22 protein-coding genes are annotated in these 24,625 nt (G+C 70.6%); 10 read left to right on the top strand and 12 right to left on the bottom strand.

Going from position 1 to position 24,625, the window contains the following annotated elements; all coding sequences use genetic code 11:
• The 3 genes from HUV06_RS02905 to putA form a co-directional block, all read left to right on the top strand.
• On the top strand, positions 1-332 hold a 332-nt coding region (locus HUV06_RS02905), incomplete at its 5' end, for a TrmH family RNA methyltransferase (RefSeq protein WP_305793631.1).
• Between the two features lie 136 nt (positions 333-468).
• A complete protein-coding gene (locus HUV06_RS02900) occupies positions 469-1,791 on the top strand; it encodes a hypothetical protein (RefSeq protein WP_174299740.1) in 1,323 nt (440 codons plus the stop codon).
• Positions 1,792-1,936: 145 nt separating this feature from the next.
• Positions 1,937-5,047, top strand: a complete 3,111-nt coding sequence (gene putA / locus HUV06_RS02895; RefSeq protein WP_174299770.1) for a bifunctional proline dehydrogenase/L-glutamate gamma-semialdehyde dehydrogenase PutA — start codon at positions 1,937-1,939, stop codon at positions 5,045-5,047.
• 6 nt (positions 5,048-5,053) lie between these two features.
• Here the strand turns inward: putA and HUV06_RS02890 are convergent, their stop codons facing one another.
• The 3 genes from HUV06_RS02890 to HUV06_RS02880 form a co-directional block, all read right to left on the bottom strand.
• Positions 5,054-5,554, bottom strand: a complete 501-nt coding sequence (locus HUV06_RS02890; protein ID WP_217433606.1) for a GNAT family N-acetyltransferase — start codon at positions 5,552-5,554, stop codon at positions 5,054-5,056.
• Positions 5,538-7,115 (bottom strand): phosphoglycerate dehydrogenase, encoded by a 1,578-nt coding sequence (serA, locus tag HUV06_RS02885; RefSeq protein WP_174299769.1) that lies wholly within the window; start codon positions 7,113-7,115, stop codon positions 5,538-5,540. The genes HUV06_RS02890 and serA overlap by 17 nt, the downstream gene beginning before the upstream one ends.
• A 159-nt stretch (positions 7,116-7,274) precedes the next feature.
• Positions 7,275-8,447 carry a phosphoserine transaminase gene (locus HUV06_RS02880; RefSeq protein ID WP_174299768.1) on the bottom strand — a complete coding sequence of 391 codons (1,173 nt, stop codon included), beginning with the start codon at positions 8,445-8,447 and terminating at the stop codon, positions 7,275-7,277.
• A gap of 260 nt (positions 8,448-8,707) precedes the next feature.
• Between HUV06_RS02880 and HUV06_RS02875 the strand changes: the two genes are divergently transcribed.
• Both HUV06_RS02875 and HUV06_RS02870 read left to right on the top strand, forming a co-directional pair.
• The gene (locus HUV06_RS02875) at positions 8,708-8,845 is read left to right on the top strand and encodes a hypothetical protein (RefSeq protein ID WP_174299767.1); all 138 of its coding nucleotides are present in this window, start codon (positions 8,708-8,710) and stop codon (positions 8,843-8,845) included.
• Positions 8,846-8,915: 70 nt separating this feature from the next.
• Complete coding sequence (locus HUV06_RS02870) at positions 8,916-9,116, top strand: hypothetical protein (protein WP_174299766.1); 201 nt, start codon at positions 8,916-8,918, stop codon at positions 9,114-9,116.
• 39 nt (positions 9,117-9,155) lie between these two features.
• Here HUV06_RS02870 and HUV06_RS02865 read toward each other — a convergent pair whose 3' ends face one another.
• Positions 9,156-9,974, bottom strand: coding sequence for a PhzF family phenazine biosynthesis protein (locus HUV06_RS02865; RefSeq protein WP_174299765.1), 819 nt, complete (start codon positions 9,972-9,974; stop codon positions 9,156-9,158).
• Positions 9,974-10,807 (bottom strand): bifunctional hydroxymethylpyrimidine kinase/phosphomethylpyrimidine kinase, encoded by an 834-nt coding sequence (gene thiD / locus HUV06_RS02860; RefSeq protein WP_174299764.1) that lies wholly within the window; start codon positions 10,805-10,807, stop codon positions 9,974-9,976. Before thiD ends, HUV06_RS02865 begins: the two co-directional genes overlap by 1 nt.
• A 128-nt stretch (positions 10,808-10,935) precedes the next feature.
• On the opposite strand from thiD, the gene HUV06_RS02855 reads away from it, so the two are divergent.
• Positions 10,936-13,473: a glycosyltransferase gene (locus HUV06_RS02855; RefSeq protein WP_174299763.1), complete on the top strand. Its 2,538-nt coding sequence runs from the start codon at positions 10,936-10,938 to the stop codon at positions 13,471-13,473.
• 7 nt (positions 13,474-13,480) lie between these two features.
• Here HUV06_RS02855 and nth read toward each other — a convergent pair whose 3' ends face one another.
• Positions 13,481-14,215 (bottom strand): endonuclease III, encoded by a 735-nt coding sequence (gene nth / locus HUV06_RS02850; protein ID WP_174299762.1) that lies wholly within the window; start codon positions 14,213-14,215, stop codon positions 13,481-13,483.
• Positions 14,216-14,274: 59 nt separating this feature from the next.
• On the opposite strand from nth, the gene HUV06_RS02845 reads away from it, so the two are divergent.
• The 3 genes from HUV06_RS02845 (at position 14,275) to HUV06_RS02835 (ending at position 16,975) form a co-directional block, all read left to right on the top strand.
• Positions 14,275-14,775, top strand: a complete 501-nt coding sequence (locus HUV06_RS02845; protein WP_174299761.1) for a DUF2244 domain-containing protein — start codon at positions 14,275-14,277, stop codon at positions 14,773-14,775.
• A gap of 65 nt (positions 14,776-14,840) precedes the next feature.
• The gene (locus HUV06_RS16505; protein WP_174299760.1) at positions 14,841-15,710 is read left to right on the top strand and encodes a bifunctional helix-turn-helix domain-containing protein/methylated-DNA--[protein]-cysteine S-methyltransferase; all 870 of its coding nucleotides are present in this window, start codon (positions 14,841-14,843) and stop codon (positions 15,708-15,710) included.
• 59 nt (positions 15,711-15,769) lie between these two features.
• On the top strand, positions 15,770-16,975 hold the full coding sequence (locus HUV06_RS02835) for a pentapeptide repeat-containing protein (protein WP_174299759.1): 1,206 nt from the start codon (positions 15,770-15,772) through the stop codon (positions 16,973-16,975).
• A gap of 2 nt (positions 16,976-16,977) precedes the next feature.
• Here HUV06_RS02835 and HUV06_RS02830 read toward each other — a convergent pair whose 3' ends face one another.
• Both HUV06_RS02830 and HUV06_RS16175 read right to left on the bottom strand, forming a co-directional pair.
• Positions 16,978-18,279: a homoserine dehydrogenase gene (locus HUV06_RS02830; protein WP_174299758.1), complete on the bottom strand. Its 1,302-nt coding sequence runs from the start codon at positions 18,277-18,279 to the stop codon at positions 16,978-16,980.
• Positions 18,276-18,833: a hypothetical protein gene (locus tag HUV06_RS16175; protein WP_174299757.1), complete on the bottom strand. Its 558-nt coding sequence runs from the start codon at positions 18,831-18,833 to the stop codon at positions 18,276-18,278. The genes HUV06_RS02830 and HUV06_RS16175 overlap by 4 nt, the downstream gene beginning before the upstream one ends.
• A gap of 219 nt (positions 18,834-19,052) precedes the next feature.
• On the opposite strand from HUV06_RS16175, the gene phaC reads away from it, so the two are divergent.
• Positions 19,053-20,990, top strand: coding sequence for a class I poly(R)-hydroxyalkanoic acid synthase (gene phaC, locus HUV06_RS02820; RefSeq protein ID WP_174299756.1), 1,938 nt, complete (start codon positions 19,053-19,055; stop codon positions 20,988-20,990).
• A 172-nt stretch (positions 20,991-21,162) separates the two neighbouring features.
• Here phaC and HUV06_RS02815 read toward each other — a convergent pair whose 3' ends face one another.
• From HUV06_RS02815 to HUV06_RS02800, 4 genes are all read right to left on the bottom strand, one after another.
• On the bottom strand, positions 21,163-21,525 hold the full coding sequence (locus HUV06_RS02815; RefSeq protein ID WP_174299755.1) for a hypothetical protein: 363 nt from the start codon (positions 21,523-21,525) through the stop codon (positions 21,163-21,165).
• A gap of 110 nt (positions 21,526-21,635) precedes the next feature.
• Positions 21,636-22,001, bottom strand: coding sequence for a glycine cleavage system protein GcvH (gene gcvH / locus HUV06_RS02810; protein WP_174299754.1), 366 nt, complete (start codon positions 21,999-22,001; stop codon positions 21,636-21,638).
• Between the two features lie 46 nt (positions 22,002-22,047).
• Positions 22,048-23,808, bottom strand: coding sequence for an arginine--tRNA ligase (gene argS, locus HUV06_RS02805; RefSeq protein WP_174299753.1), 1,761 nt, complete (start codon positions 23,806-23,808; stop codon positions 22,048-22,050).
• On the bottom strand, positions 23,805-24,518 hold the full coding sequence (locus HUV06_RS02800) for a Tat pathway signal sequence domain protein (protein WP_174299752.1): 714 nt from the start codon (positions 24,516-24,518) through the stop codon (positions 23,805-23,807). Before HUV06_RS02800 ends, argS begins: the two co-directional genes overlap by 4 nt.
• Positions 24,519-24,625 lie beyond the last annotated feature (107 nt).

The following is a 24,625-nucleotide window of genomic DNA, read 5'->3' as shown; positions in this document are numbered from 1 at the left end:
CCCTGGCCAAAGCGGCGGCGGGCGCGGTGGACCGGGTGCCGTGCGCGCGGGTGGTGAACCTGTCGCGCGCCCTGGAGGCCCTGGACGAGCGGGGCTGGCGGACGGTGGGGCTGGCGGGCGAGGCGGACGTGACGCTGGAGCAGGCTTTCGACGGCGGCCCCGTGGTGCTGGTACTGGGCTCTGAGGGCGAGGGGCTGCGCCGTCTCGTTTCGGAGCATTGCGACGTGCTGGCCGCCATCCCCATGCCGGGAGGGTTCGAGAGCCTGAACGTCTCCACCGCCGCGGCCATCGCCCTCTACGAGGCCGCGCGGCCGCGCCGAACCGCTGAATAGAGTCGCGTGCCGCGCGCGGCACGCCCCTAAGGCGAACCGGCTTGCGGTGCGCCCTGGCGCCGGGTTTGCTGAACGAACCGTAACCGTTCCAAAGTGGACGAAGCGCGGCGTGTCGAGGCGGATGATGACCAGAGCGATGATCAGCAGGGGGGTGAGGCTCGCAGCGCTCGCGCTCGCCACCAGCGGGGCCCTGGCCCTGGCGGCCTGCGAAGAGCACCCCTACTCCTCCGCCGCCCCCCGCGAGGCGACCGCCGCCCCGCCGCCGGACGACTCCACCCTTTCGGGCGCGCCCACCGGCTACGGCCCGACCACGCGCAGCCCCGGCTATGCGCCGCCCCAGGGCTATCCACCCGGTCCCGGCATGGCCCAGGCGGGGCCGCCCCCCGGTTATGGCCCGCCTCCGGGCTACGGCCCGCCGGCCGGCGCCTATGGCATGCCGCCGGCCGGCTATCCGCCCGGCCCCGGCCAGCGCTATCAAGGCGAGGTGGGCATGGCCTCCATGCAGCCGATCCCCAACCCGCCCGAGCGTGCGCGGGTAGAGGGCGGCTATGGCCGGCGCCACCACCACCGCCACCACGCCCGGATGCACGTCTATGGCCCGCCGGCCTATGCCGTCCATCATCATCGCGTGCACCGCCGGTACTCGCCCTCAGCGCCGCTCATGCACCGGCCGATGACGCGTTATGCGATGGCCGCACCGGCCCATGCCAAGGCGCCGGTCCCCGTCCACAAGCCCGCCACGCCGTTCCACCCGAAGGCCGCCAAGTCACAGGTGGCCGGGCCACAGCTCCCCCAGCCGCAGGCGCTGGACCACCACCGTCACCACCATCACCCCGCGATCAATGCCGCGGTGGTGTCCGCGGCGACGGGCGGATCGGCCAACACCACAGGCGCCGTCAACACCATGGGATCCGCCTCCGAGGCGGACCGCTACCAGGCGCTGCAGCAGAGCCTGGCCGACGCCTTCGCCAGCCGCGCCCAGCTGACCGCACCCGCCCACATGGAGCCGAACCAGGCCTCCATCGTCACCCTGACGGTCCCGGCCGACTTCGCCCAGACGGTGCACACCGAGGCCGCCAAGCAGAACCTGTCGGACCAGGCGGCCACGGTGAACCTGATGGCTTCGCTCGCAGGCGAGGGCTACACCATCGTGCCAGGGGAGGCGCAGACCCAGCCCCTGACCCTGAACACCCCAACCACCTTCACGTGGAAGGTGACGCCGACCGGCACCGGCCGCGGCACCCTGAAGGCCTCGGTGCGGGCGGCGGTGGGCGAAGGCCATGACCTGACGCTGGGCGAGAAGACCACTGGGTCCGCCGGCGGCGCCGGACGCGTGATGGGCATCGGCCTGCTGGCGCTGATCGCCCTGGTGCTGCTCGGCTGGGCGGCGCAGCGCCGCCGGCCGAAGATGGGCGGGGCGTCCAAGCCGCGGACCACGCACACGAACGGCAACATCTGACCCAGGCGAAGGCGCCTGGACCGAGGGCGAGGCGACTCCGGCCGCCTCGCCTTTTTCTTGAGCGGAACGGTCCGTCGGCAGCGCTTCACCCTTGGCCCCTATCCAACGTACAAGGCCGGCTCTCGCGTCACGCCCGGAGTCCGCCATGACCACGCTGCAGGATTGGGACGCGCTGGACGCCTACAAGTACCGCGATGAGGGCGAGGCCATCGCCGCCCTGCTCACCGCCTGCCCGCTGGACGATACGGCTCGCGCCCTGGTCCACGCCGAGGCCGAGACCCTGGTCCGCGCCGCCCGCCGCTCCGCCAAGCGCCAGGGCATGGTGGAGAGCTTCCTGCAGGAGTTCTCGCTGGGCACCAAGGAGGGCCTGGCGCTGATGTGCCTGGCCGAGGCGCTGCTCCGCACCCCCGACCAGGACACCCGCGACAAGCTGATCGCCGAGAAGATCGGCTCGGCGGACTGGGCGAGCCACCTCGGCCGGTCGGACAGCCTGTTCGTCAACGCCTCCACCTGGGGGCTGATGCTGACCGGAAAGCTGGTGGACGTGGACGAGGACGCCAGGCGGGATGTCAGCGGTTTCGTTAAGAAGCTGGCGGGGCGGCTGGGCGAACCGGTCGTGCGCCAGGCGGTGCAGGCGGCCGTGCGGATCATGGGCGAGCAGTTCGTGCTCGGGCGCACCATCGAGGAGGCGCTGCGCCGCGCGCGCAAGGAGGGCTCGCTCTGCTCCTTCGACATGCTGGGCGAGGGCGCCCGCACGGCCGAGGACGCCGCCCGCTACGAGCAGCTCTATGCCAGCGCCATCAAGGCGGTGGGCGAGGCCACGGCAGGCGCAGGTCCTGAGCGTGGCCACGGCGTCTCGGTGAAGCTCTCGGCGCTCTGCCCCCGTTACGAGGCGACGCAGGAGGTGCGCGTCTGGAGCGAGCTCTACCCCCGGCTGAAGCGGCTCGCAGTGCTGGCCGCGGGTTACGACCTGAACTTCGCCCTGGATGCGGAGGAAGCCGACCGGCTGGTGCTCTCGCTGAAGCTGTTGGAACGGCTGGCGGGCGAGGCGGAGCTCGGCGCCTGGACGGGCCTCGGCGTCGTGGTCCAGGCCTACCAGAAGCGCGCGGTTGAGGTGATCGAGCGCGTCGCGACCCTGGCGCGCAGCTCGGGGCGGCGGATCATGGTGCGCCTGGTCAAGGGCGCCTACTGGGACAGCGAGATCAAGCGCGCTCAGGTGGCGGGGCGGCCGGGCTATCCGGTCTACACCACCAAGCCGGCCACCGACCTCTCCTACCTGGTGGCGGCCAAGGCGCTGATCGACGCCGCTCCGGCGCTCTATGCCCAGTTCGCCACCCACAACGCCCACACCCTGGCCGCCGTGCACCACATGGCCAAGGCGGCGGACGTGCGGGTGGAGCACCAGCGCCTGCACGGCATGGGCGAGGCGCTCTACGGCGCGGCCTACGCCCGGCTGGGAAACGACATGGTGCTGCGGACCTATGCGCCGGTGGGCGGCCACGAGGACCTGCTGCCCTATCTGGTGCGCCGCCTGCTGGAGAACGGCGCCAACACCTCCTTCGTCCACGCCCTGCTGGACGATGGCGTGCCCGCCGCCCTGGTGGTCGGCGATCCGGTCGCCGCGGTGGAGGCCCATCCCGGGCCGCACGCCAAGATCCCCCTCCCGCGCGACCTCTACGGCCCCACGCGGGTCAACGCGCTCGGCCGTGACCTGTCGCTGCGCAGCGACGTTGAGCGACTGGCGGCCGCGGCTGAAGCCATGAAGGGCGAGAGGCTATCCGCCGGCCCGATCGTCGGCGGCAAGCTCGCGGCCGGCGTAGAGCGGCAGGCGGTGCGCAGCCCCGCCGACTCCGCCCGCGTGCTGGGCGAAACGGCCGAGGCGAGCACAGCCGACATCGACCGCGCCTTCCAGCTCGCCCGCCGCGCCCAACCGGCCTGGGACCGTCTCGGCGGCCCCAAGCGGGCGCGTGTGTTGCGCGCCATGGGCGACGCCCTGGAGGCCGACACCGACCGCCTGGTCGCCCTCCTCGCCGCAGAGGCCGGCAAGACCCTGCCGGACGCGGTGTCGGAGGTGCGCGAGGCGGCCGACTTCTGCCGCTACTACGCCGTGCTGGCCGATGAGCAGTTCCGCGCGCCGGAGGTGCTGAAGGGCCCGGTCGGCGAGACCAACGCCCTGGAACTGCGGGGCCGGGGCGTGTTCGCCTGCATCAGTCCTTGGAACTTCCCGCTGGCCATCTTCACCGGCCAGATCGCCGCCGCGCTCGCCGCCGGCAATGCGGTGCTCGCCAAGCCCGCGGAGCAGACGCCTCTGATCGCGGCCGAGGCCGTGCGGCTTTTCTTCAAGGCAGGCCTGAACCTGGACCTGCTGGCGCTGCTACCCGGCCGCGGCGAGACGGTCGGCGCGGCGCTGACCTCCCACCCAGAGCTGGACGGGGTGGCCTTCACCGGCGGCACCTCGACCGCCTGGGCGATCAACCGGACGCTCGCGGCGCGCAACGGCCCCATCCTGCCCTTCATCGCCGAGACGGGCGGGCTCAACGGCATGTTCATCGACACCACCGCGCTCAAGGAGCAGGTGGTGGACGATGTGATTGCGTCGGCCATCGGCTCCGCCGGCCAGCGCTGCTCGGCGCTCCGGGTGCTGTACGTGCCCAAGGACAGCGCCGAGGGGGTCATCGCCACCCTGAAGGGAGCGCTGGAGGCCCTGGTGATCGGCGACGGCGCCGATCCCACCACCGACATCGGCCCGGTGATCGACGAGGACGCCCGGCGCCTCCTGGTCGAGCATGTCGCCCGGCTGGAGCGCGAGGCCAAGATCATCGCCCGGCGCGACGTGGGCGAACTGGCGGGAACCGGCGCCTACTTCGGCCCGGTGATCGCCGAGGTCCCCACGCCGGATTTCCTCGAGCAAGAGGTGTTCGGCCCGATCCTGCACATCTACCGCTACGACCCGGCTGACATAGAGAAGGTGGCCGGCAAGCTGGCGGCGCGCCGCTATGGCCTGACGCTGGGCGTCCACACCCGCATCGACGCCTTCGCCGAGCAGGTGCGCGAGCTGGTCCCCGCCGGCAACGTCTACGTGAACCGTTCGATTATCGGCGCGGTGGTCGGCGTGCAGCCCTTCGGCGGGGAGGGGCTGTCCGGAACGGGGCCGAAGGCGGGAGGGCCGCATGCTCTACTTCGCTACGCGGTGGAGCGGGCTTTGTCAGTGAACATCGCCGCGCAAGGGGGCGACCCCATGCTGCTGAATCTGTGAGAGGACTCAGCCGCCGAGCCGCTTGACCATGGCGTAGTTGTGGATGGACGCACCGCGCAGCTGAAAGTCTCGCCGCCCGAGATCTGTGAAATCCTTCTTGAGGAACAGCCTTCGCGCGGCCTCACTCGCCTCGACATACAGCTTGGAAACGCCGCGCCGACGCGCCTCCCGCTCCAGCGCGTCATAGAGCGCCGCACCTACGCCGAGACCCAGGTATTCAGGCCGGCAGTAGAGGTGATCCAAATGGCCGTCAGCTTCGAGCTCGCCGTACGCAATCGCACTTCCCTGAAGGTCGACGGCCACCAGGATGAACCGCCCATCTTGGGCCCGTGCTTCATACCAGCTTCCATCCCGAACAGACGGCGACCAGGCCTCCCGCTGTTCGACGGTATAGTCGTTCGCCGACCCAAGCCGCACCGCCTCGAAGTAGATTGGTCCGAGCAGGGCCGCGTCTTCAGGCCTGTAAGGCCTGATGCGGAAGGCGCCCTCGTCAGAAGCTGAGGCCACGGACTTCCTTCACGTGCGGCAGCGCCTGGACCTTGGCCAGCAAGCCATCGTCCAGCGCCTGGTCCACACCCACCAGCGCGATCGCGTCCTCCCCCGCCGCCCGGCGGCCGAGATTGAACGTCGCGATGTTCACGCCCGCCTCGGCCAGCAGGCCGCCCAGCGCGCCGATGAAGCCCGGCTTGTCCAGGTTGGAGACGTAGAGCATGGCCGGCTGGAAGCTGGCGTCCAGCTCCATGCCCTTGACCTCCACCACCCGCGGCGACCCGCCGACCACCACGCCGGCGAAGGCGCGCTTGCCCATGTCGGTGGTGACCGTCACCCGGATCAGGCTGTCATAGACGGGGCTGGCCTCCTGGCGGCTTTCCGAGATCACGATCCCGCGCTCCTTGGCCACCGCGGGGGCGGAGACCATGTTGATCTCCGCCAGCATGGGCCGTAGGATCCCCGCCACCAGCGCCGCGCTCATTGGCTTGACGTTGAGGCTGGCGACATCGCCCTCGAAGGCGACGTTGATGGCTTTGATGTTCGCGTCCACCATCTGACCCGCCAGCGCGCCGAGCTTCTCCGCCAGGGCCACGAAGGGCTTCAGCTTGGGCGCCTCCTCCGCCGTCACTGAGGGGCTGTTCAGGGCGTTGGTGACCGCGCCCGTGAGCAGGTAGTCGCTCATCTGCTCGGCCACCTGCAAGGCCACATTCTCCTGTGCCTCGAGCGTGGAGGCGCCCAAGTGCGGGGTGGCGATCAGGTTGGGGGCGCCGAACAGCACGTTCTCCGTGGCGGGCTCTGTGGTGAAGACGTCGAAGCCGGCGCCGCCGACCTGGCCGCTCTCCAGCGCCTCGCGCAGCGCCGCCTCGTCCACCAAGCCGCCCCGGGCGCAGTTGACGATCAGCACGCCCCGCTTGGTCTTGGCCAGCGCCTCGGCCGAGAGGATGCCGCGGGTCTTCTCGGTCATCGGCGTGTGCAGGGTGATGATGTCGGCGCGGGCCAGCAGCTGATCCAGCTCCACCTTCTCCACCCCGATCTCCACCGCGCGCTCGGTGGAGAGGAAGGGGTCGTAGGCGATCACCCGCATCTTCAGCCCGTTGGCGCGGTCCGCGACGATGGAGCCGATGTTTCCGGCGCCGATCAGACCCAGCGTCTTGGCGTAGAGCTCCACCCCCATGAACCGGTTCTTCTCCCAGCGGCCGGCCTGGGTGGAGGTGTCGGCGGCAGGGAGCTGGCGGGCCAGCGCGAACATCATGGCGATGGCGTGCTCGGCGGTGGTGATGGAGTTGCCGAAGGGCGTATTCATCACCACGATCCCGGCGGCGGTCGCGGCCGGAATGTCCACGTTGTCGACCCCGATGCCGGCTCGACCGATCACCTTCATGGACTTGGCGGCGGCGAGCACGGCCTTGTCGGCCTTGGTGGCGGAGCGGACGGCCAGGCCGTCATAGTCGCCGATGATGGCGATCAGTTCGTCCTTCTTCAGGCCCGTCTTGACGTCGGCCTGGACGCCTCGGGCCTTGAAGATGTCGAGCGCTGCGGGGGAGAGCTTGTCGGCGATGAGGACGCGGGGGGGCATGTCTGGTGATCCTTGTGTGAGCGGCGCAGCCCCCTCCACCGCTTCGCGGTCCCCCTCCCCAGGGGGGGGAGGATCGAGACTGTCGCGGCGCAGATGCTCCCCCGCGGGGGGAGCTGTCGGCGAAGCCGACTGAGGGGGCCGACGCGGAGCGGCGGTGCTCTAAACGGCGGCGAATTCAGTTGAGACGGAGGCGAAGGCCCAGTCCAGCCAGGGCGTGAGCGCCTCCAGATCGGTGTGGTCCACCGTAGCGCCGCACCAGATGCGCAGACCGGGCGGCGCATCGCGGTAGGAGCCGACGTCGAGCGCCACGCCCTCCTTCTCGAGCAGGGACGCGAGCTTCTTGGCGAACTCGGCTTGGGCCTTGTCCGGCAGGGCGGTGATCTTCGGATCGACCATCTTCAGGCAGACCGAGGTGTTGGACCGCACCGCCGGATCGGCGGCGAGGAACGCCACCCACGCGGTCTTCTCCACCCAGCGGGCGAGCACATCCAGGTTGCGGTCCGCGCGGCGCTGCATTTCCTCAAGGCCACCGATGGACTGCGCCCACTTCAGCGCGTCGATGCAGTCCTCCACGCAGAGCATGGAGGGCGTGTTGATCGTCGCGCCCTCGAAGATATCGGCGTTCAGCTTGCCGCCTTTGGTCATGCGGAACAGCTTGGGGAGCGCGCGGTCGGGCGTGTAGCTCTCCAGCCGCTCTACCGCGCGGGGGCCAAGGATCAGCACCCCGTGCGCCGCCTCGCCCCCCAGCGCCTTCTGCCAGGAGAAGGTCACCACATCGAGCCTGGACCAGTCCAGCGCCTGGGCGAAGCAGGCCGAGGTGGCGTCGCAGAGCGTGATCCCGCCTCGGTCGCCGGCGATGAAGTCAGCGCTGGGCACGCGCACGCCCGAGGTCGTGCCGTTCCAGGTGAAGACCAGGTCGGCGTCGGGGCGCACCTTGGACAGGTCCGGCAGCTCACCGTAGGGCGCGTCCAGCACCTCTGCATCGAGTTTCAGCTGCTTGACCGCGTCGGTCGCCCAGTCCTTGCCGAAGCTCTCGAAGGCCAGCAGCTGGACGGGCCGGCAGCCCAGCATGGACCACATGGCCATCTCGACCGCGCCCGTGTCCGAGCCGGGGACGATGCCGATCAGGTGGGTGTCGGGGACCTCCAGCACCTCGCGGGTGAGCGCGATAACCTCCTGCAGCCGCGCCTTGCCGAGCTTGGAGCGATGCGAGCGGCCCAGCACCGCGGATCGGAGGTTTTCGGGGGTCCAGCCGGGGCGCTTGGCGCAGGGCCCGGAGGAGAATTCGGGGCGCGCAGGGCGCAAGTCCGGTTTGGCCGGGGCGGTGGTCATGGCGACGTCTCCCATCCTTACAGATGGACTGCACCCCGTTGGGAGGGTGTGGCCCGTCCGCCAGAAACCCCGCTTCACGCGGCGATGCAAGCAAAAGCGCGATGAACCGCTCGCGTGAGGGGCGTTCACAGCGGGTTCAGTCCGCGAGCCGCGTAATATGGCCTCAGACGCACCGGCCTGGATCGCACAGCGAGCTTGGCCGTTTCGTCGGATGGGAAGGGTGGGGCCAAGGGGCGTCGCCGGAACCTTGGAGCCAACTCATGAAGATGCTTGTCTCGGCGCTCGTCGCCACCTTGGCGCTAACCGCGGCGGCCTCAGGCGCCCAGGCCTATCCCTACTATCACCACCACCATCATCACTTCTTCCACCACCACTTCTTCCATCACCGCCATTACTGATCGCCGCGACGCCCGGCTGCCGCGAGAGAGGTAGGTCGGGCGTGATCGATACTTGAAAGGGAATTTATCAATGAAAACTCTAGTTCTCGCCGCCGTGGCGGCCGCCACCCTGGTCACGGCTGCTCCTGCCGCCATCGCGCAACCTTACGACTACTACCACCACTTCCATCGCCACTTCGGGCCGCGCTACGGCTATGGCTATGGCTACGGATTCCGGCGGCCCTTCTACGGCCGCCGCCGCTTCTGCTATTATCACCCCTATCGTTGCTGATCTCCGAAGGGCCGGAGTTCGCTCCGGCCCTTGCCCACGTCACGGCTGCAGCCGCAGGCGGCTCTCGATAACGGTGACCGCCTGCCCCTCGATCATCACCCGCTCGCCGGCCACCCGGCAGCGCAGGTCCCCTCCCCGCCCCGGATAGGCCTGGTGGAAGTCCAACTCCAGCCGCCCCAGCTTGGCCGCCCAGACGGGCGCCAGGATGCAGTGGGCCGCCCCCGTGGCGGGATCTTCGGGGATGCCCGATCCTGGCGCGAAGAACCGGCTGACCACCCGGTAGGGTCCGCCCGGGTCGGCTTCGGCGCTGACGATGACGTTGCCCCGCTCGCTCGCGCCCCGGCTCACCCGCTCGATCCTCGCAAGATCAGGGCGCAGGCTTCGCACGCTCGCCTCGTCCGGCAGGATCGCCAGCAGGAAGCGGCTGGAGAGGACCTGCAGAGGCTCGACGCCCAGCGCCTCGGCCAGCCCGGCCGGCGTAGCGACGGGCGTGGCCGGGGTTGCGGGAAAGTCCATGCGGTAACCCTCCGCGGCGCGCTCTACCCCAAGCAGGCCCGACTTGCGGGTCTGGAAGCGGACCGCCTCGCCTGACGACCCGAGTTCGCTGAACAGCACGTGCGCGGACGCCAGGGTGGCGTGGCCGCAGAGCGGAACCTCCAGCGCCGGGGTGAACCATCGCAGCTCGAAGCGATCCGGCTCGGCGGTGCGGCGCAGGAAGGCGGTCTCCGCCTGCTTGTTCTCCTCCGCCAGGGCCTGCATCCAGGCGTCACCCGGCCAGGTGTCGAACGGCTCCACCACGCAGGCTGGATTGCCCCGGAAGGGCCGATCGGCGAAGGCATCCACCGTCCACTGGCGCATCATCTGTACTCCGTAGCCTCAGGTGGGTCGGCCGGGTCGCCCAGAGGCCAGCCATGATGGAGCGGGCCATGGCCGCCCCCAAGACCGGGCGCAGCCCGTATGGCTTCGCGCACATAGTCGCGCGCGGCCGCCACGGCCGGTTCGAGCGGCCATCCCTGCGCCAGCCGCGCTGCGACCGCAGAGGCCAGCGTGCAGCCGGTCCCATGGGTGTGGCGGCTGTGGATGCGCCCACCTTCGAACCGGGTCTCGCCGTAGGGCGTCACCAGCACGTCGATCAACCGCTCGCCCGGCAAGTGACCGCCCTTGACCAGCACGGCCCGGGCGCCGGCCTCCAGTAGGGCCTCGCCGGCCCGATGCAGGTGGTCAGGCGTACGCACCTCGCGTCCGGTGAGCGCCTCGGCCTCGGGCGCGTTGGGGGTCAGCAGGGCGGCGCGCGGGATCAGCAGGGTGCGCAGGGCCTGCACCGCCACATCTGACGCCAGGGAGGCGCCGCCCTTGGCGACCATCACCGGATCGATCACCGCGGGCGCCTCGCCCGCGGCGTCGATGAGTTCCGCGGCGACTTCCACCAGGGTGGCGTCGCCCAACATTCCTACCTTCACTGCATCCGCACCGATATCCTCCAGCACCACGCGACCCTGCGCCCGTACGATGTCGGGGGGAATGGCGAAGACGGCATGGACGCCCAAGGTGTTCTGCACGGTCACCGCCGTCACCGCGGTAGAGGCGTAACCTCCGAGCATCGTGATGGTCTTGACGTCGGCCTGCAGGCCCGCTCCGCCTCCGCTGTCCGACCCGGCAATCACCAGCACCCGGCCTCGATGCTCATGCATGGAGGCGACCTAGCGTGCACCGCGCCGGCATGAAAGCCGAGAAGTGTCGCCGCAGGCTTCGATTGCATATTGCGTCTCGCAACCGGAACCCGGTTAATCTCGACGGGGAGACAGGGGGGTCGGTATAGATGAAGGCCGCACTGAAGCACGCCTATGGCCGCCTTCGGACGGTCCCCGTGGCGGGCTTGATGGCCTCCCGCACGGTGTGGGCTCTGAAGGGCGCACTCGGCAAGCCCGTCGCCGTACCGGCCGCCACCTGCGTCCCCCCTCCTGCGACGCCGGACCGGCGACGGGTGCGCCTGCCCGTGGACATCCGGCTCAAGGTCACGCTCGCCGCCCTCCAGGCGCTAACCGAACGGCTGGCGCGCCTGGAGCCCGCGTCCTCCAGGGCGACCGCTTTGCCGCCGGGCGTCGCCGGCGCCCCGCAGAACGTGTCCGTGATCGTCAGCACCTTGGACAGGGCGCCGTGGCTGGACCGGGCCCTCAGCGCCCTGGCGATGCAGCGTCATCCCAGCTTCGAGGTCATCGTCGTCCCAGGGCCGTGCCGGGACGAGACGGCGGAGGTCCTGGCCCGGCACGCCGGCCGCATACGCGTCTCGGCCTGTGGCCAGGCTAACCTGTCCGCCTCGCGCAACCAAGGCCTACGGCTCGCGCGAGGTGAGATCGTGGCCTTCCTGGACGATGACGCCGTTCCCGAGCCGGACTGGCTGGAGCGGATCACCCGTCCCTACACCGACCCGCAGGTGGGCGGCGTGGGCGGCTACATTCGCGACCACACCGGGCTCGCCTACCAGTGCAAGGTCGTCGTAGCGGACCGGCTCGGCCGATCGCAGGACGTGGGCGATCTGAGGCGCGCACGGCTGGACCCTCCCGCGCCGGACATCGGGCGCTATCTCAGCCTCACGGGAACCAACAGCTCGTTCCGACGGGACGCCCTGCTCGGCGTCGGCGGCTTCGACGAGGCCTACGCCTACTTCCTGGACGAGACCGACGTCTGCCTGCGGCTGGCTGAAGCCAGCTGGCGGCTGACCATCGCTGCGGACGCCGAGGTGCATCACGCCTATGCGCCGAGCGCCCAGCGTCGCGCCGATCGCGCACCGGTGAGCCTGATCGCCTGCGCCCGGTCGACCGCCTATTTCGCGTGGCGCAACGCCCTCGCAGACCAGGGCCTGGAGGCGGTGGTCCAGCATCTCCAAGCCTACGTAGAAGGACTGCAGAGGGATACGCGATGGCGGCGGGATCACGGCGTGATATCGGCCCGCCAGGCGGACCGCTTCCTGGCTGAGATCGATGCCGGGCTCGTCGAGGGCGTGCGCATGGCCGCAGGCGGTCCGCGTCGTCTCTTGCAAGGGTTGGAAGCCCGTCCGACGGGGGTCGCGTGGGGGCCGGGCGCACCGGTGCTCCGGCCGGCTGCGGAGAGGCTGAAGCTGTGCCTGCTCTCACAGGATTATCCCTCCAATGCCAGCGAGGCCCCCTGCGGCGGCGTCGCGGTCTGGACGCACGCCCTGGCCAATGCGATGGCCGCCGAAGGACATGAGGTGAGCGTCGTGACGCGCGCCCGCTCGGCCGAGCCGTCCGTCGGCTTGGAGGTTGCGGCGGGGCACGGCGTCTGGGTCCACCGCATCGCGGACCGGCCGACAAAGCGCCTTCCGGGCTGTCCGGGCGTCACCACGGGGCTGCCGGCCAGCGTCGCCCAACCTGCTCTCGCCGCAGCCGAAGAGGTGGCCAGGATGGCTTCCCGGCGCCGGTTCGACCTCGTGCTGGGACCGCTCTGGGACCTCGAGGCCGCAGCACTGGTCGGCGGTCCCTGGCCGGTGGCCGTCAGCCTGCACACCGCCTGCGCCCAGATGGCCGGGTTCAAGCCGGGCTGGAGCGACGCCTACCGCCGCACCCATGTCGACAGGGTGGTCGCAGGTGAGCGGCGCCTGCTGGCCGGGGCGGTCCATGTGCTCGCCAACAGCCGGGCTGCCGCCTGCGACATCGGCGCGGCCCTTGACCTGCCGGACCTCGCCTGCCGCGCCGTCGTCGTCCCCCACGGCCTGCCCGATCTCGCCCAGGGCGTCAGGCCGGCGGCCCGTGGAGGCGGCGTCGAAATCCTGTTCGTAGGCCGTCTCGAGCGGCGCAAGGGCGTGGACGTGCTGCTCGAGGCTGTGCCTGCCGTCTTGCAGCAAGCACCGTCTGCGCGGCTGACCGTCGTGGGCGAGGACGTGTCGGGCGAAGAGCCCTGGCGGGAAGCCTTCCTGCAGCGCCATGGTGGCGCGTCCTGGCTGGGGCGCGTGCGTTTCGAGGGTCCTCTCCCGCGCGCGGCGCTGCTCCGCCGCTACGCCGCCTGCGATGTGGTGACGGTCCCTTCCCGCTACGAAAGCTTCGGCCTGACCGCCCTGGAGTCCATGATCTTCGCCAAGCCCTGTGTCGCAGGCGATGCTGGAGGTCTGCGCGAGGTGGTGGCTGAGGGAGACACAGGCCTGCTCACGCCGCCTGGTGACCCGGCGGCCCTTGTGGCGGCGCTTCTGCGCCTGGTTCGCGACCCCGGCCTGCGGCGCGCGATGGGAGAGGCCGGGCGGCGACGCTACGAAGCCCGCTTCACCGACCAGGCTATGGCCCGATCGGTCGAGGCCTGGATGCGCGGGGTGATCGCGGGCAGCCGCCAGATGGCGGCGGAGTGAGCGCACCTCACGCCCCCATGTACAGGGGACGCGACGGGCAGAGGTCCGCCACCGGGCACTGCGGGCACTTCGGCTTCCTGGCCACGCAGATGTAGCGGCCGTGCAGGATCAGCCAGTGGTGCGCGCGGGTGCGGTAGGGCTCCGGCACGCGGGCCATCAGGTCGCGTTCGACCGCGTCCGGCGTGCTCGCCTGGGAGAGGTCCAGCCGGTGGGAGACGCGGAAGACGTGGGTGTCCACAGCGATGGCCGGCTCGACATCCAGCTGGTTCAGCACCACGCTCGCGGTCTTGCGGCCGACGCCCGGGAGCGCCTGCAGCGCCTCGCGCCGGAGCGGCGTCTCGCCCCCGTACTGCTCCACCAGGATGCGGGCGGCGGCGATGACGTTCCTGGCCTTGCTGCGGTAGAGTCCGATGGACTTGATGTAGGGCTCAAGCCCCTCGACCCCGAGCTCCAGCATCTTCTCAGGCGTGTGGGCGATGGGGAAGAGCGTCTCGGTCGCCTTGTTCACCGACTTGTCCGTCGCCTGCGCCGACAGGGCCACCGCGACCAGGAAGGTGTAGGGGCTGATGTAGTCCAGCTCAGGCCGAGGATCGGGCTGAGCGGCCTGGAAGCGGGCGAAGATCTCGGTGATCCGCGCCTTTGACCTGGGTGACAGGCGGGTCGGCGACCTGGCCCTGACGCTCCGCGTCGCCTTGCCGCCCGGCGTGACGCTCGGGGACTTGGATCGGGTTGGCGCGCTCATGCGGAAGCACCATGGCGCGTGGGGCGGCGGGGGTCCATATGCTCGCTCAGATGGCCTCCATGTCCGCAGCCGGCGCCCCAGGCGCGCACGTCTATATGGACGCCTTGCTTACGCCCAACCGCTCGCTGTCCAGGCGTGGGCTCTGGCTGCTGATGGGCGTGCTGGTGGTCTACAACCTGCTGGTCATGGTCTTCCTGCTGGCCATCGGCGCCTTCCCCGTGCCGATCTTCCTGGGTCTGGACTTCGTGGGCCTGGCGATCGCCTTCCGGGTCAGCAACCGGCGGGCCGGGCGGGCGGAGCGGGTGCACGTCACCGCCGACCGGGTCCAGGTCTCCCACAGACCACCCAAGGGGCGCGAGCAGACGGTCTGGAGCTCGCCGACCGCCTTCACCCGGGTGTCGGTTGAGCAGGCGGGCGAACATGAGGCCCGGGTCCGCCTGCGGCTCTCCAACCGGGTGCTCAGCGTCGGCGGCGGCCTCAGCCCGGAGGAGCGCTCGAGCTTTGCCGAGGCGCTGCAGCGAGCCATCCAGAGCGCCCGTTCGGAACGCTACGCCTCGTGACCCACGGTCCGCGCCACCGCAAGAACCGGGCGGCGGCGGTGCAAAGGCCGGCCTAGACCACTCCCATGAGCCCCGATCTCCTCAGCCCGTTCGCCCGCGACTTCGCCCTCAAGGCGCAGGATTTCGAGCGGATGCAGGGTGCACTGGACTGGCTGGCGCGCCGCTGGCGCGATCGCCCCAGCCTGGACCAGGCGGCCGAGGCGGCGGACCTTTCCCCGCACCATTTCCAGCGGGTGTTCACGCGCTGGGCCGGGGTCAGTCCCAAGACCTTCCTCGCCGCCCTGACCCACGCCGAGGCCCGCGCGCGACTGGAGGCCGGGGACAGCATACTGGATGCGGCGTTGGAGGCGGGCCTGTCCGGTCCCTCGCGCCTGCACGACCTGTTCGTGGTGCAGGAGGGCGTGACGCCCGGCCAGGCCCGGCGCCGGGGCGAAGGTCTGGAGCTGCGCTGGGGGCTGGCGCCCTCTCCGTTCGGCGAGGCCCTGCTGGTGGCCGCGCCCCGCGGGCTCTGCGGCTTGGGCTTTGTGGACCATGAGGGCGAGGCGGCCAGCCTTGCGGACATGCGCCCGCGCTGGCCGGCCGCCGGCTGGGTGCGCGACGACGCCCTGGCCGCCCGCTACGCCGCCGAGGTGTTCGGCGGAGGAACGCCGCCGATGGTGCTGATCGGACCGCCGTTCCACGTCCAGGTTTGGAAGGCGCTGCTGCGTATCGCGCCGGGGGGCACTGCAACCTATGGCCAGGTCGCCGCATGGGCCGGCCGGCCCGGCGCGCACAGGGCGACAGGGGCGGCGATCGGCGCCAACCCGATCTCCTACCTGATCCCCTGCCACCGGGCGATCGGGGCGGACCGGCGGCTCACCGGCTACCACTGGGGCTTGGCGCGCAAGGCCGCCATGCTGGGCTTGGAAGCCGTGCAGGCGCATAGCTCGGCCTAGCCGTCGCTGCGCTGTCGCTTACGGCTTCTGAACCTGCCCGGTGTATGGGGGTCCTGCCCATGCGCCCGCGACGCAATCCCATCCGCCCGATCGACGACGCCGAGCTGCGCGAGGTGCTGGACAGCCACGCCCGCTATCGCGCCGGCAAGGCGGGCGGCCGCCGGGCCGACCTGTCCTACCGCGAGTTGTCCAACCGGCTGTTCGAGGATGTGGATCTCGGCGAGGCGGTTCTCACCGGGGCGGTGCTGAACTCGGCCCTGCTCGGCCGCTGCGACCTGGAACAGGCGGTGCTGTTCGGGGCGGACCTTCGTGACGCCGATCTGCGGGGCGCACGGCTGGCCAGGGCCGACCTTCGTGGAGCCTGCCTGCGCGGCGCCAACCTCTCCGGCGCCGACCTCACCGCCTGCGACCTCCGCGAGGGCGTCATCGCCTTGCACGACCTGCGAGAAGGCCTAAGGATCATGCGTCACCAGGAAGCCGGTGCGGTGGACTATGCCGTGGCCGAGGGGGCGGCCATGGAGGGCGCCCTGCTCGGCGAAGGTGTCACCTGCGCAGTGGACGCGCGCGAAGCCAACCTCTCGCGGACCGTGCTGAACGGCGCGCGCATGTGCAACGCGGTGCTCGACGGCGCAGACCTCGGCGGCGCCCAGATGCGCCATACCGACCTGGCGGGCGCCTCCCTGCGCAAGGCCATGATCGCCGGGGCCACCATAGGCGAGGCGCTGCTGGACGACGGCGCCCTGGACGACACCCTGGGCGAGCCCCCCGCATTGGTCTTCATCGACGATGAACCGCTGTGGGAGGTCCTCGCCCGCCACGGGGCCTGGTGCGGCTCGCAGGGGCACGCCGGCGGCGCGGCTCCGGACTTGTCGCGTGTCGACTTCCGGCCGGTGCGCAGCCTCGCGCGCCGGCAGCTGACCGCCATGCGGGCGGAAGGCGCGATCTTCTACGGCATGGACCTGCAGGGCGCGCAGATGCAGGGGGCGAACCTGGCGGGAGCGGACCTGCGCAAGGCCGACCTGCGCGGCGCGGACTTGCGCGGCGTCAGGCTTGCGGGCGCGCTGCTGGGAGGCGCGGACCTCCGCGGCGCGCGGCTGACGCCGCTGATGATCGCCGAGGGCCGCTTCGCCCGCGCCGATCTCACCCGCGCCGTGCTGCGCCGGGCCGACCTGCGCCAGGCGGACCTGCGCCGGGCCCGTCTGCTGGAGGCGGACCTGAACGGCGCCAAACTCGATCAGACTCGCATGGAGGAGGCGGAACTCTAGGCTCAGCCCCGCAGGATGCGGATGGTGCGCGGGCGTTCGGTCACGGCGTCGAGTGCTGATATGTGCTCCACCGCGTCGCGCACGGCCCCCGCGCTGGCCGCCTGGGTGGTCAGCACGATCGGCACCAGCCCCGTGAGCCCCACCGGGTGCTGCAGGAAGCTGTCGATGGACACGGACGCCTTGGCCAAGGCTTCGGAGACGTTGGCGATCACCCCCGGCCGGTCGCGCACCACCAGCCGCAGGTAGACCTTGGACATGGTCGCCTCCGCATCGCCCGGCATGAGGCGCACCAGGCCTTCGGCCGGGCGCTGGAACACCGGCCGGCGAACGGTGCCCACCGCCACATCGGCGATATCGGCGGCGACCGCGGCGGCGGTGGGGCCGGCGCCGGCGCCGGCGCCCTGGATGTAGAGCCGCCCGGTTCGCCGCCCCTCGATGAACAGAGCGTTCAACGCGCCGCCGGCGCGCGCCAGGGGGTGGTCCAGAGACACGAGCGCCGGGGCGACCTGGACCCTGGCGCCCTGCGCCTCCCGCACCGCCGAGGCGATCAACTTGATGCGGTAGCCTAGCTCCGCCGCCAGCTGGATGTCGAGCCGCGACACCGCCTCGATCCCCTCAACCTCCGCGGCGGCGAAGTTCGGGGCGCCGCCGAAGGCGATGGCGGCCAGGATCACGATCTTGTGCGCCGCATCAAACCCGCCCACGTCCATGACGGGATCGGCCTCGGCGTAGCCCAGGCGCTGGGCGTCGGCGAGCACGTCGGCGAACTCGCGGCCCGACGCTTCCATCTCGCTCAGGATGTAGTTGCAGGTGCCGTTGAGGATGCCGGAGACACTGTCTACGCCATCCCCGACCAAGCCCTCGCGCAGCAGCTTGACCGCCGGCACGCCGCCCATCACCGCCGCCTCGAACAGCAGCGGCGCGCCGTTCGCCTCCGCCAGGCGGGCAAGCTCCAGCCCGTGCTCGGCGACCAGCGCCTTGTTGGCCGTGACCACGGGCTTGCCGGCGCACAACGCCGCCTCCACCGCCGCCTTGGCAGGACCATCCGAGCCGCCCATCAGCTCCACGAAGATGTCGGTCTCAGGCGCGGTGGCCAGGGCCACCGGGTCGTCGAACCACCTGAGCATCGAGATGTCCGCCTGGCGCGGCCGGGAGCGAGACCGGGCTGAGACGCCGGACACCTCGATCCGCCGCCCGTCCGGCGCATAGTCCGGCGCGGCGCGCAGTAGCTCCAGCAAGCCGGCGCCGACCGTCCCGAGGCCGGCCAGGCCGATGCGGCTGGCCCGCGGAGCCTCGCTGCTCACGTGCAGCGGGCCAGGAGCGGATCGGGCAGCGGGGCCGGCAATGGCGGAGGAGCCCCGGTGGTCTCGACAGCGCGCGCGGGTTCGGAAGGAGCGGCGGTCGCCTGGGCGGACGACACGGGCGGGACGGCCGCCTGGCGCGCGGCGGCGCGGCGAGGCTGCCGAGGTCTGGAGGGTGCGCCCGGCGTGGCCGCCACGGGCGGTCGACTCTGGTCGGCGGAGAGGGGCGCGCCTGAGGAGATGGCGGCGGGTGGCGCCACTTCGGCCCGGAGGCCGGCGGCGAAGGCGTCGGTGCGGGCGGCGGACTCCGGCGACGGCACGTCGGCCGGGTTGACCTGGGCTGCGTCGCGCTCCGCGGTGGCGAACTGAGCGGTCCCGCTGCTCAGCGGCGGGTGAATGAGTGGGAACCGCTCCAGCCCTCCCCGGCAGCGCACCAGAGAGACCACGCCCACCTTCACCGTCCCGGCGTCCGGCACGTTCTTGGGAAGAGGCGGGACATCGTCCAGACGAGGTATGACGTAGTCGAGCTTGGACGCCGGCTCGACGATGCCGGCCACGGGCGATTCCGGGTTCACAGGCGGCAGGCTGACCGACCGTCGCAGGTCGGCGCAACCGCATGTGATCAAGACAAGCGCGCACGCCGCCCCGTTGCGGAGAGCCGACCCGGCATATGACCCTGTGGAGAAGCCGTTCATCCCGCTCCGGCTCTTATGCGATGATCGGGCGTTGAGAAAGAGAACACGGCGGCACAGCCGTGGCGCATGGAAGGATCGCCCATGGACGACGCCGCTCCCCCACCCTCGGCCGCCCAGACTGCCGACGGGGCGCCGAACCCCGACGTTCGCCAGGAGCCGCGCGATCCGTCCCTCACCCCTCCGCCCGCCTCGGGACCGGAGCCTGCGCCCTCCGCGTTCGGGCTCGCCGGCCTGGACCTGCTCACGCCCGAGCAGCGGCGGACGCTGGAGCAGCTGTCGCTGAACCTCTCCCAGGCCGCCGCCACCGTCCAGTCCGCCATCACCGGCGCCGCGGCCCGCCAAGGCGGATCGGGCGAGCCGCCGAACCCGGACCCCTTCCACGTCGCCCCGGCCATGGCGCAGGTGGTTCAGAGCCTGGCCTCCAGCCCCGACAAGCTGATGAAGGCGCAGGCCAACCTGTTCGAGCGCTATGTCGACCTCTGGCGCGTCACCGCCGCCCGCGCCGCCGGCGAAACGGCGCCCGAGGTGGTCGCGGCACCCAAGGGTGACAAGCGCTTCAACGATGCAGATTGGAGCGAGAATCCCGTCTTCGACGTGATGAAGCAGTCCTACCTGGTCACCTCCGGCTGGCTGAACGAGCTGGTGGCGGGGGCGGAGGGCATCGACCCCTTGGCCAAGCGCCGCGTCGCCTTCTTCACCAAGCTGCTCACCGACGCCTTCTCGCCCTCCAACTACCTGGCCACCAATCCCTCCGCGCTGAAGGCCCTGCTGGAGACTCAGGGCGAGAGCCTGCTGAAGGGCGCTCAGCGGTTCGCCGAGGACATCGAGCGCGGCGGCGGCAAACTGGCGATCAGCCAGACCGACTACCAGAAGTTCAAGGTGGGCGAGAACGTCGCCACCGCGCCCGGCAAGGTCGTGTTCCAGAACGACCTGTTCCAGCTGCTGCAGTTCTCGCCCACGACCGAGCAGGTGCAGGAAATCCCGCTGCTGATCTTCCCGCCCTGGATCAACAAATATTATATCCTGGACCTGAAGCCCGAGAACTCGATGATCCGCTGGCTGACCGGCCAGGGCTTCACCGTCTTCCTGACCTCGTGGGTCAATCCGGGACCGGCGCTGGCCGGCAAGACGCTGGAGAACTACGTGTTCGAAGGCGCCTACACCGCCATAGCGCAGGTGCTCGGCCAAAGCGGCGCCACCCAGGTCAATACCGTGGGCTACTGCATCGGCGGGACCATGCTGGCCTGCGCCATGGCCCACATGGCCAAGCGGGGCCTGGATGTGATCGCCTCAGCCACCTTCTTCGCCGCCCAGCAGGACTTCGCCGAGGCGGGCGACCTGATGCTGTTCGTCGACGACGCCTGGCTGGCGGACCTGGAGAAGATGATGGACGCGGCCGACGGCGTGTTGCCCAGCGCCGCCATGGCCGACACCTTCAACATGCTGCGCGCCAACGACCTGATCTGGTCGTTCTTCGTCAACAACTATCTGATGGGGAAGGAGCCGGCGGCCTTCGATCTGCTGTTCTGGAACTCCGACCAGACGCGTATGCCCAAGGCGCTGCACCTGGGCTACCTGCGCCAGTTCTACCAGAACAACCTGCTTTCGAAGGGGGAGCTGAAGCTCGGCGGCGTGACGCTGGACCTGAAGGCGGTGCACACGCCGGTCTATGTCCAGTCCTCACGAGAGGACCACATCGCGCCGATGCGCTCGGTCTACCGCGGCGCGAAGCTGTTCGGCGGACCGGTGCGCTTCACCCTGGCCGGCTCGGGTCATATCGCCGGCGTCATCAATCCCCCTTCAGCCCACAAGTACCAGCACTGGGTGAACACCGCTTTGCCGCAGACGGTGGAGGACTGGCTGGCGGAGGCGGAGGAGCACAAGGGCAGCTGGTGGCCGGACTGGGCGGCCTGGCTGGCTGAGCGCTCGGGCGGAAAGGTCCCGGCGCGCGATCCGGCGGCCGGACCGCTGCCAGTCATTGAGGACGCGCCGGGGAGCTATGTAAAGGTGAAGAGCTAGGCGTCCGAGGCGCCGAACGGCAACGCCTCACCGCATTGTAGCTGTCGAACTTCGACAAGTTCTTCTCTTCCCCCGGACCTGTTCCGGGCAAGGAGGAGAGAGGCGACCGGGCTGTAGCAGTTCACTGGCGGTTGCCTTTGATATCACGCGGCTGGTGTTTTCGCTGAACGCCTCAAGCCGTCCTCCTCAGCCGCGCGCGCCTCTGCCGCCAAGCGGTGCGGGTGCGTCTCAGCCGGCGCCACTGGCGAGGGATGAAGAAGCGTTCGCTCCTCAGCAGTTCGTGCCAGACCACCGGCAGCACCTCGCCTCGCAGCAGCCGGCGCACCGGATAGCCGTAACGCGGGAACCGCCGCTGGATGTGAATGAAGCGGCGCCGCCAGCGGATCGAGTTTCGCAGCACCAGGATCAGGCCCAGCACCAGCAGGACGCCGAGCAGGTGGGTGGGCAGCACCGCGCCCACGAGACCGAGCGGGATCAGGATCAGGCCGAGCATGACCAGGACGGCGCGCCAGATCCCGCGCATGCGCTTGATCATGCGTCGCGCCTCAGCGCCTCACCCGGGCCGGGTTTCACCATCGCAACAGGGTATAGCCGCAAGTCGCTAATGCGCCCTGACCCTGACCGGCAGGACCAAGCAGCCACGTTTCAGAGCGTCTGCAGGAAGCTTTCGTAGGCCGCCTTGTCCATCAGCTTCTCGGTCTCGGCGGGATCGGCCAGCTTGATCTTGGCGAACCAGCCGGCGCTCTCAGGCGCCTCTCCCACCGTTTCCGGCGCATCGCCCAAAGCGCCATTGGCCTCGGTCACCTCGCCGGAAACCGGCGCGTAGACGTCCGAGGCCGCCTTCACGCTCTCCACGACCGCCAGGTTGTCGCCGGCTTTCAGAGTCTTGCCGACCTCGGGCAGCTCCACGAACACGACGTCGCCCAGCTGTTCGGCGGCGTAGGCGGTGATGCCGACGGTCGCGGTGTCGTTCTCGACCTGCACCCACTCGTGGTCCTTGGTGAAGCGCATCCCAGTATTTCCTGTCGCTTGCGGCCTACGTTCATCGCAGGCGGCGTCACATCCGTTCCGGCGTCTCTATGCCAAGCAGGTCCAGCGCGCACGTCAGCTGTTTCAGCGTGGTGCGCGCGAACGCGAGGCGAGAGGCGCGCAGAGCCTCGTCCGGCGCGGCGAGCACCGGACAGGCGGCGTAGAACCGGGAGAAGGTCTGGGCCAGCCGGTAGGCGTGCTCGGCCAGAAAGCTCGGCGCACGCTTGTCATAGGCGTCCTGCACGGCGGCGGCGAAGGCGTCGAGCGCGAGCGCCAGCTCGCGCTCGGCAGGGTCGCGCACCAGAATCTGGCCGGCGGCCGCGCCCTCCGCCTCGGCGCGGCGCAGCAGGCTCTTGATGCGGACGGCCTGGTACAGCAGGTACGGCCCGGTCCTGCCCTCAAAGCTGGTGAAGCGGTCCAGGTCGAAGACGTAAGCGGTGGTGCGGTGGTTGGACAGGTCGGCGAACTTCAGCGCCGCGATGGCGACCTTGTGCGCGGTCGCCTCGAACTCGGCCGTCGGTAGCTCGGCGCCCAGCCCTGCCTCGTGAAGCCGCTCCCGCGCCTTGCCGGTCGCCATGGAGATCAGGTCGTACAGCTTGAGCACGCCCCCCTCGCGGGTCTTGAAGGGCTTGCCGTCGGCGCCGTTCATGGTGCCGAAGCCGATGTGCTCAAGCGCGCCCTCGGCCGCGTAGCCCGCGAGCCCTGCGGCCCGGAACACCTGCTCGAAATGGTCGGCCTGGCGCTGGTCCACGACGTAGAGGATCAGGGCCGGGTCGAAGCTTCGCCGGCGGTCCACGATGGTGGCCAAGTCGGTGGTGCCGTACATGGCGGAGCCTTCGGAGGACACCACCAGCAAGGGCGGCAGCTCGCGCTTGTCGCCCTCGCGCACCACCCGAATGATCCGCGCGCCCTGGTCCTCCACCAGCAGGCCCTTCCCGGCCAGCTCGTCGACCATGCCGGCGATCAGCGGGTCGGCGTCGCTCTCGCCCTTCCACAGGTCGAACTCGACGCCCAGGGCGTGGAACTCCCGCTGCAGCGCGCCGCGGCTGACCGCCACGAAGTGCGCCCAGAGCGCCCGATAGCCGGGGCGGCCGGCCTGCAGCTCGGCCGTGGCGCGGCGCGCCCGCTCGCGGAACTCCGGCTCGCTCTTGGCCCGGGCGGCCGCGGTAGGATAGAGCCGTTCCAGGTCCTTCAGGCTCACCGGGCTCGCCGCCGGGAACGGCCCGGCGCCCTCGGCCAGGAAAGGCGAGGCAGAGTCCCGCTCGGCCAGCGCTGTGATCAGCAGGCCCATCTGGAAGCCCCAGTCGCCGAAGTGCGCGTCGCCCAGCACCTCGTCGCCGCGGAAGCGGAAGATGCGCTTGATCGACTCGCCGATGATCGAGGCGCGGAGGTGCCCGACATGCATAGGCTTGGCCACGTTGGGGCCGCCATAGTCGACCATCACGCGGCGCGGTTCGGCCACCGGAGCGGCGCCTGCGAGGCGCGACGCTTCCACTTCCATCGCGCGCTCGGCCAGCAGGCGATCGGCGACGCGCAGGTTCACGAACCCAGGCCCGGCCACCTCGACCGACGCTAGGTCGGCGTCGCCGGCCAGGCGCTCCGCGACGCGCCCGGCGATCTCGCGCGGGTTGGCGCGAGCCGCCTTGGCGATGACGAGCGCGCTGTTGCTCTGGAAGTCGGCGAGATCCGGCCGGTCGGACACGGAGACGGCCGCCCGCTCGAGGGCCAAGCCTTCGGCGGCGAAGGCGGCCGCGACCGCCTGCGTCAGCCGCCCTTTCAGGTCGGTCATCTAGGGCCGGGATTCCCCGCCGCCGACGCGGTCTTGGTCACCTCGACATCGCCCCCCGCGTTCACCCGGAAGCGCTTGCCCAGCCGGTTGAACTCCGCCATCTCCGGCGTCACGTCGAAGCCGACCAGGATCTCGAAATTGGCGCCGCTCACCCCGGCCTTGGCGCGCGGGATGGTGATGTCCGCCAAGTGGTCGACATAGTTCACCCGGTCCATGCCGCGGGGGAAGTCGGCGGAGACGGTGAAGTACTGCTTGTCGAGGATGGCGACGTTCCGCACCGTAACCGCCACCCAGTAGCGGTAGTCCTTGTGCATCATCTTCGCCATCGGGCCCTTGCCGAAGGCGAAGCCCACCGACAGGTGCTCGACGATCGGCTCGGCGCCCTTGTACTGGCAGGTCGCCTGCAGGCCCTGGATTTCGCCGGTGTAGCCCACGGCCTCCGGCGCCTCCTGGCCGCCCTTCAGCTCCACATAGCGGCTGGCGTCGTAGAGCACCTTGGTGAAGGGGCAGGGACCGGCGTTCTTCTGGTCGGGCAGGGGCTGCTGCTCGATCTTCCACTCCTTGTCCTTGGCTTTCTTCTTGGCGTCCTCGTCGGCCTCGGCCTGGCGGCGCTGGTCGTCCTGGCTCTGCGAGGACTGGGCGTAGGACTTGGCCAGCGGCAGACCGGCGAGGAGCAGGGCGCTGAGGCCGACGGTGAGAGCGCGACGCATGGGGCACCGGACGGAAGGAGCGCCGCGGGGCGCGTTAGGCGGCGTTCTACCCGCTTGTGGCGCCCCTCGCAACGAACCCGGCGCGTGAGCTTGGACGCCCACTCGCC

Origin of the sequence: Caulobacter sp. S45, assembly GCF_903642205.1 — a bacterium.
Lineage (GTDB): Bacteria > Pseudomonadota > Alphaproteobacteria > Caulobacterales > Caulobacteraceae > CAHJWH01.
The sequence above is the reverse complement of the archived record's forward strand: the minus strand, read 5'-3'. Positions and strand labels throughout refer to the sequence as shown.

Bases quoted from the DNA above. Each gene is read 5' to 3' on its own strand.
- HUV06_RS02900 (WP_174299740.1), top strand. From the start codon at position 469: ATGATCAGCAGGGGGGTGAGGCTCGCAGCGCTCGCGCTCGCCACCAGC.
- putA (WP_174299770.1), top strand. From the start codon at position 1,937: ATGACCACGCTGCAGGATTGGGACGCGCTGGACGCCTACAAGTACCGC.
- serA (WP_174299769.1), bottom strand. From the start codon at position 7,115: ATGCCCCCCCGCGTCCTCATCGCCGACAAGCTCTCCCCCGCAGCGCTC.
- HUV06_RS02880 (WP_174299768.1), bottom strand. From the start codon at position 8,447: ATGACCACCGCCCCGGCCAAACCGGACTTGCGCCCTGCGCGCCCCGAA.
- HUV06_RS02875 (WP_174299767.1), top strand. From the start codon at position 8,708: ATGAAGATGCTTGTCTCGGCGCTCGTCGCCACCTTGGCGCTAACCGCG.
- HUV06_RS02870 (WP_174299766.1), top strand. From the start codon at position 8,916: ATGAAAACTCTAGTTCTCGCCGCCGTGGCGGCCGCCACCCTGGTCACG.
- HUV06_RS02865 (WP_174299765.1), bottom strand. From the start codon at position 9,974: ATGCGCCAGTGGACGGTGGATGCCTTCGCCGATCGGCCCTTCCGGGGC.
- thiD (WP_174299764.1), bottom strand. From the start codon at position 10,807: ATGCATGAGCATCGAGGCCGGGTGCTGGTGATTGCCGGGTCGGACAGC.
- HUV06_RS02855 (WP_174299763.1), top strand. From the start codon at position 10,936: ATGAAGGCCGCACTGAAGCACGCCTATGGCCGCCTTCGGACGGTCCCC.
- nth (WP_174299762.1), bottom strand. From the start codon at position 14,215: ATGAGCGCGCCAACCCGATCCAAGTCCCCGAGCGTCACGCCGGGCGGC.
- HUV06_RS02845 (WP_174299761.1), top strand. From the start codon at position 14,275: ATGTCCGCAGCCGGCGCCCCAGGCGCGCACGTCTATATGGACGCCTTG.
- HUV06_RS16505 (WP_174299760.1), top strand. From the start codon at position 14,841: ATGAGCCCCGATCTCCTCAGCCCGTTCGCCCGCGACTTCGCCCTCAAG.
- HUV06_RS02835 (WP_174299759.1), top strand. From the start codon at position 15,770: ATGCGCCCGCGACGCAATCCCATCCGCCCGATCGACGACGCCGAGCTG.
- phaC (WP_174299756.1), top strand. From the start codon at position 19,053: ATGGACGACGCCGCTCCCCCACCCTCGGCCGCCCAGACTGCCGACGGG.
- HUV06_RS02815 (WP_174299755.1), bottom strand. From the start codon at position 21,525: ATGATCAAGCGCATGCGCGGGATCTGGCGCGCCGTCCTGGTCATGCTC.
- gcvH (WP_174299754.1), bottom strand. From the start codon at position 22,001: ATGCGCTTCACCAAGGACCACGAGTGGGTGCAGGTCGAGAACGACACC.
- argS (WP_174299753.1), bottom strand. From the start codon at position 23,808: ATGACCGACCTGAAAGGGCGGCTGACGCAGGCGGTCGCGGCCGCCTTC.
- HUV06_RS02800 (WP_174299752.1), bottom strand. From the start codon at position 24,518: ATGCGTCGCGCTCTCACCGTCGGCCTCAGCGCCCTGCTCCTCGCCGGT.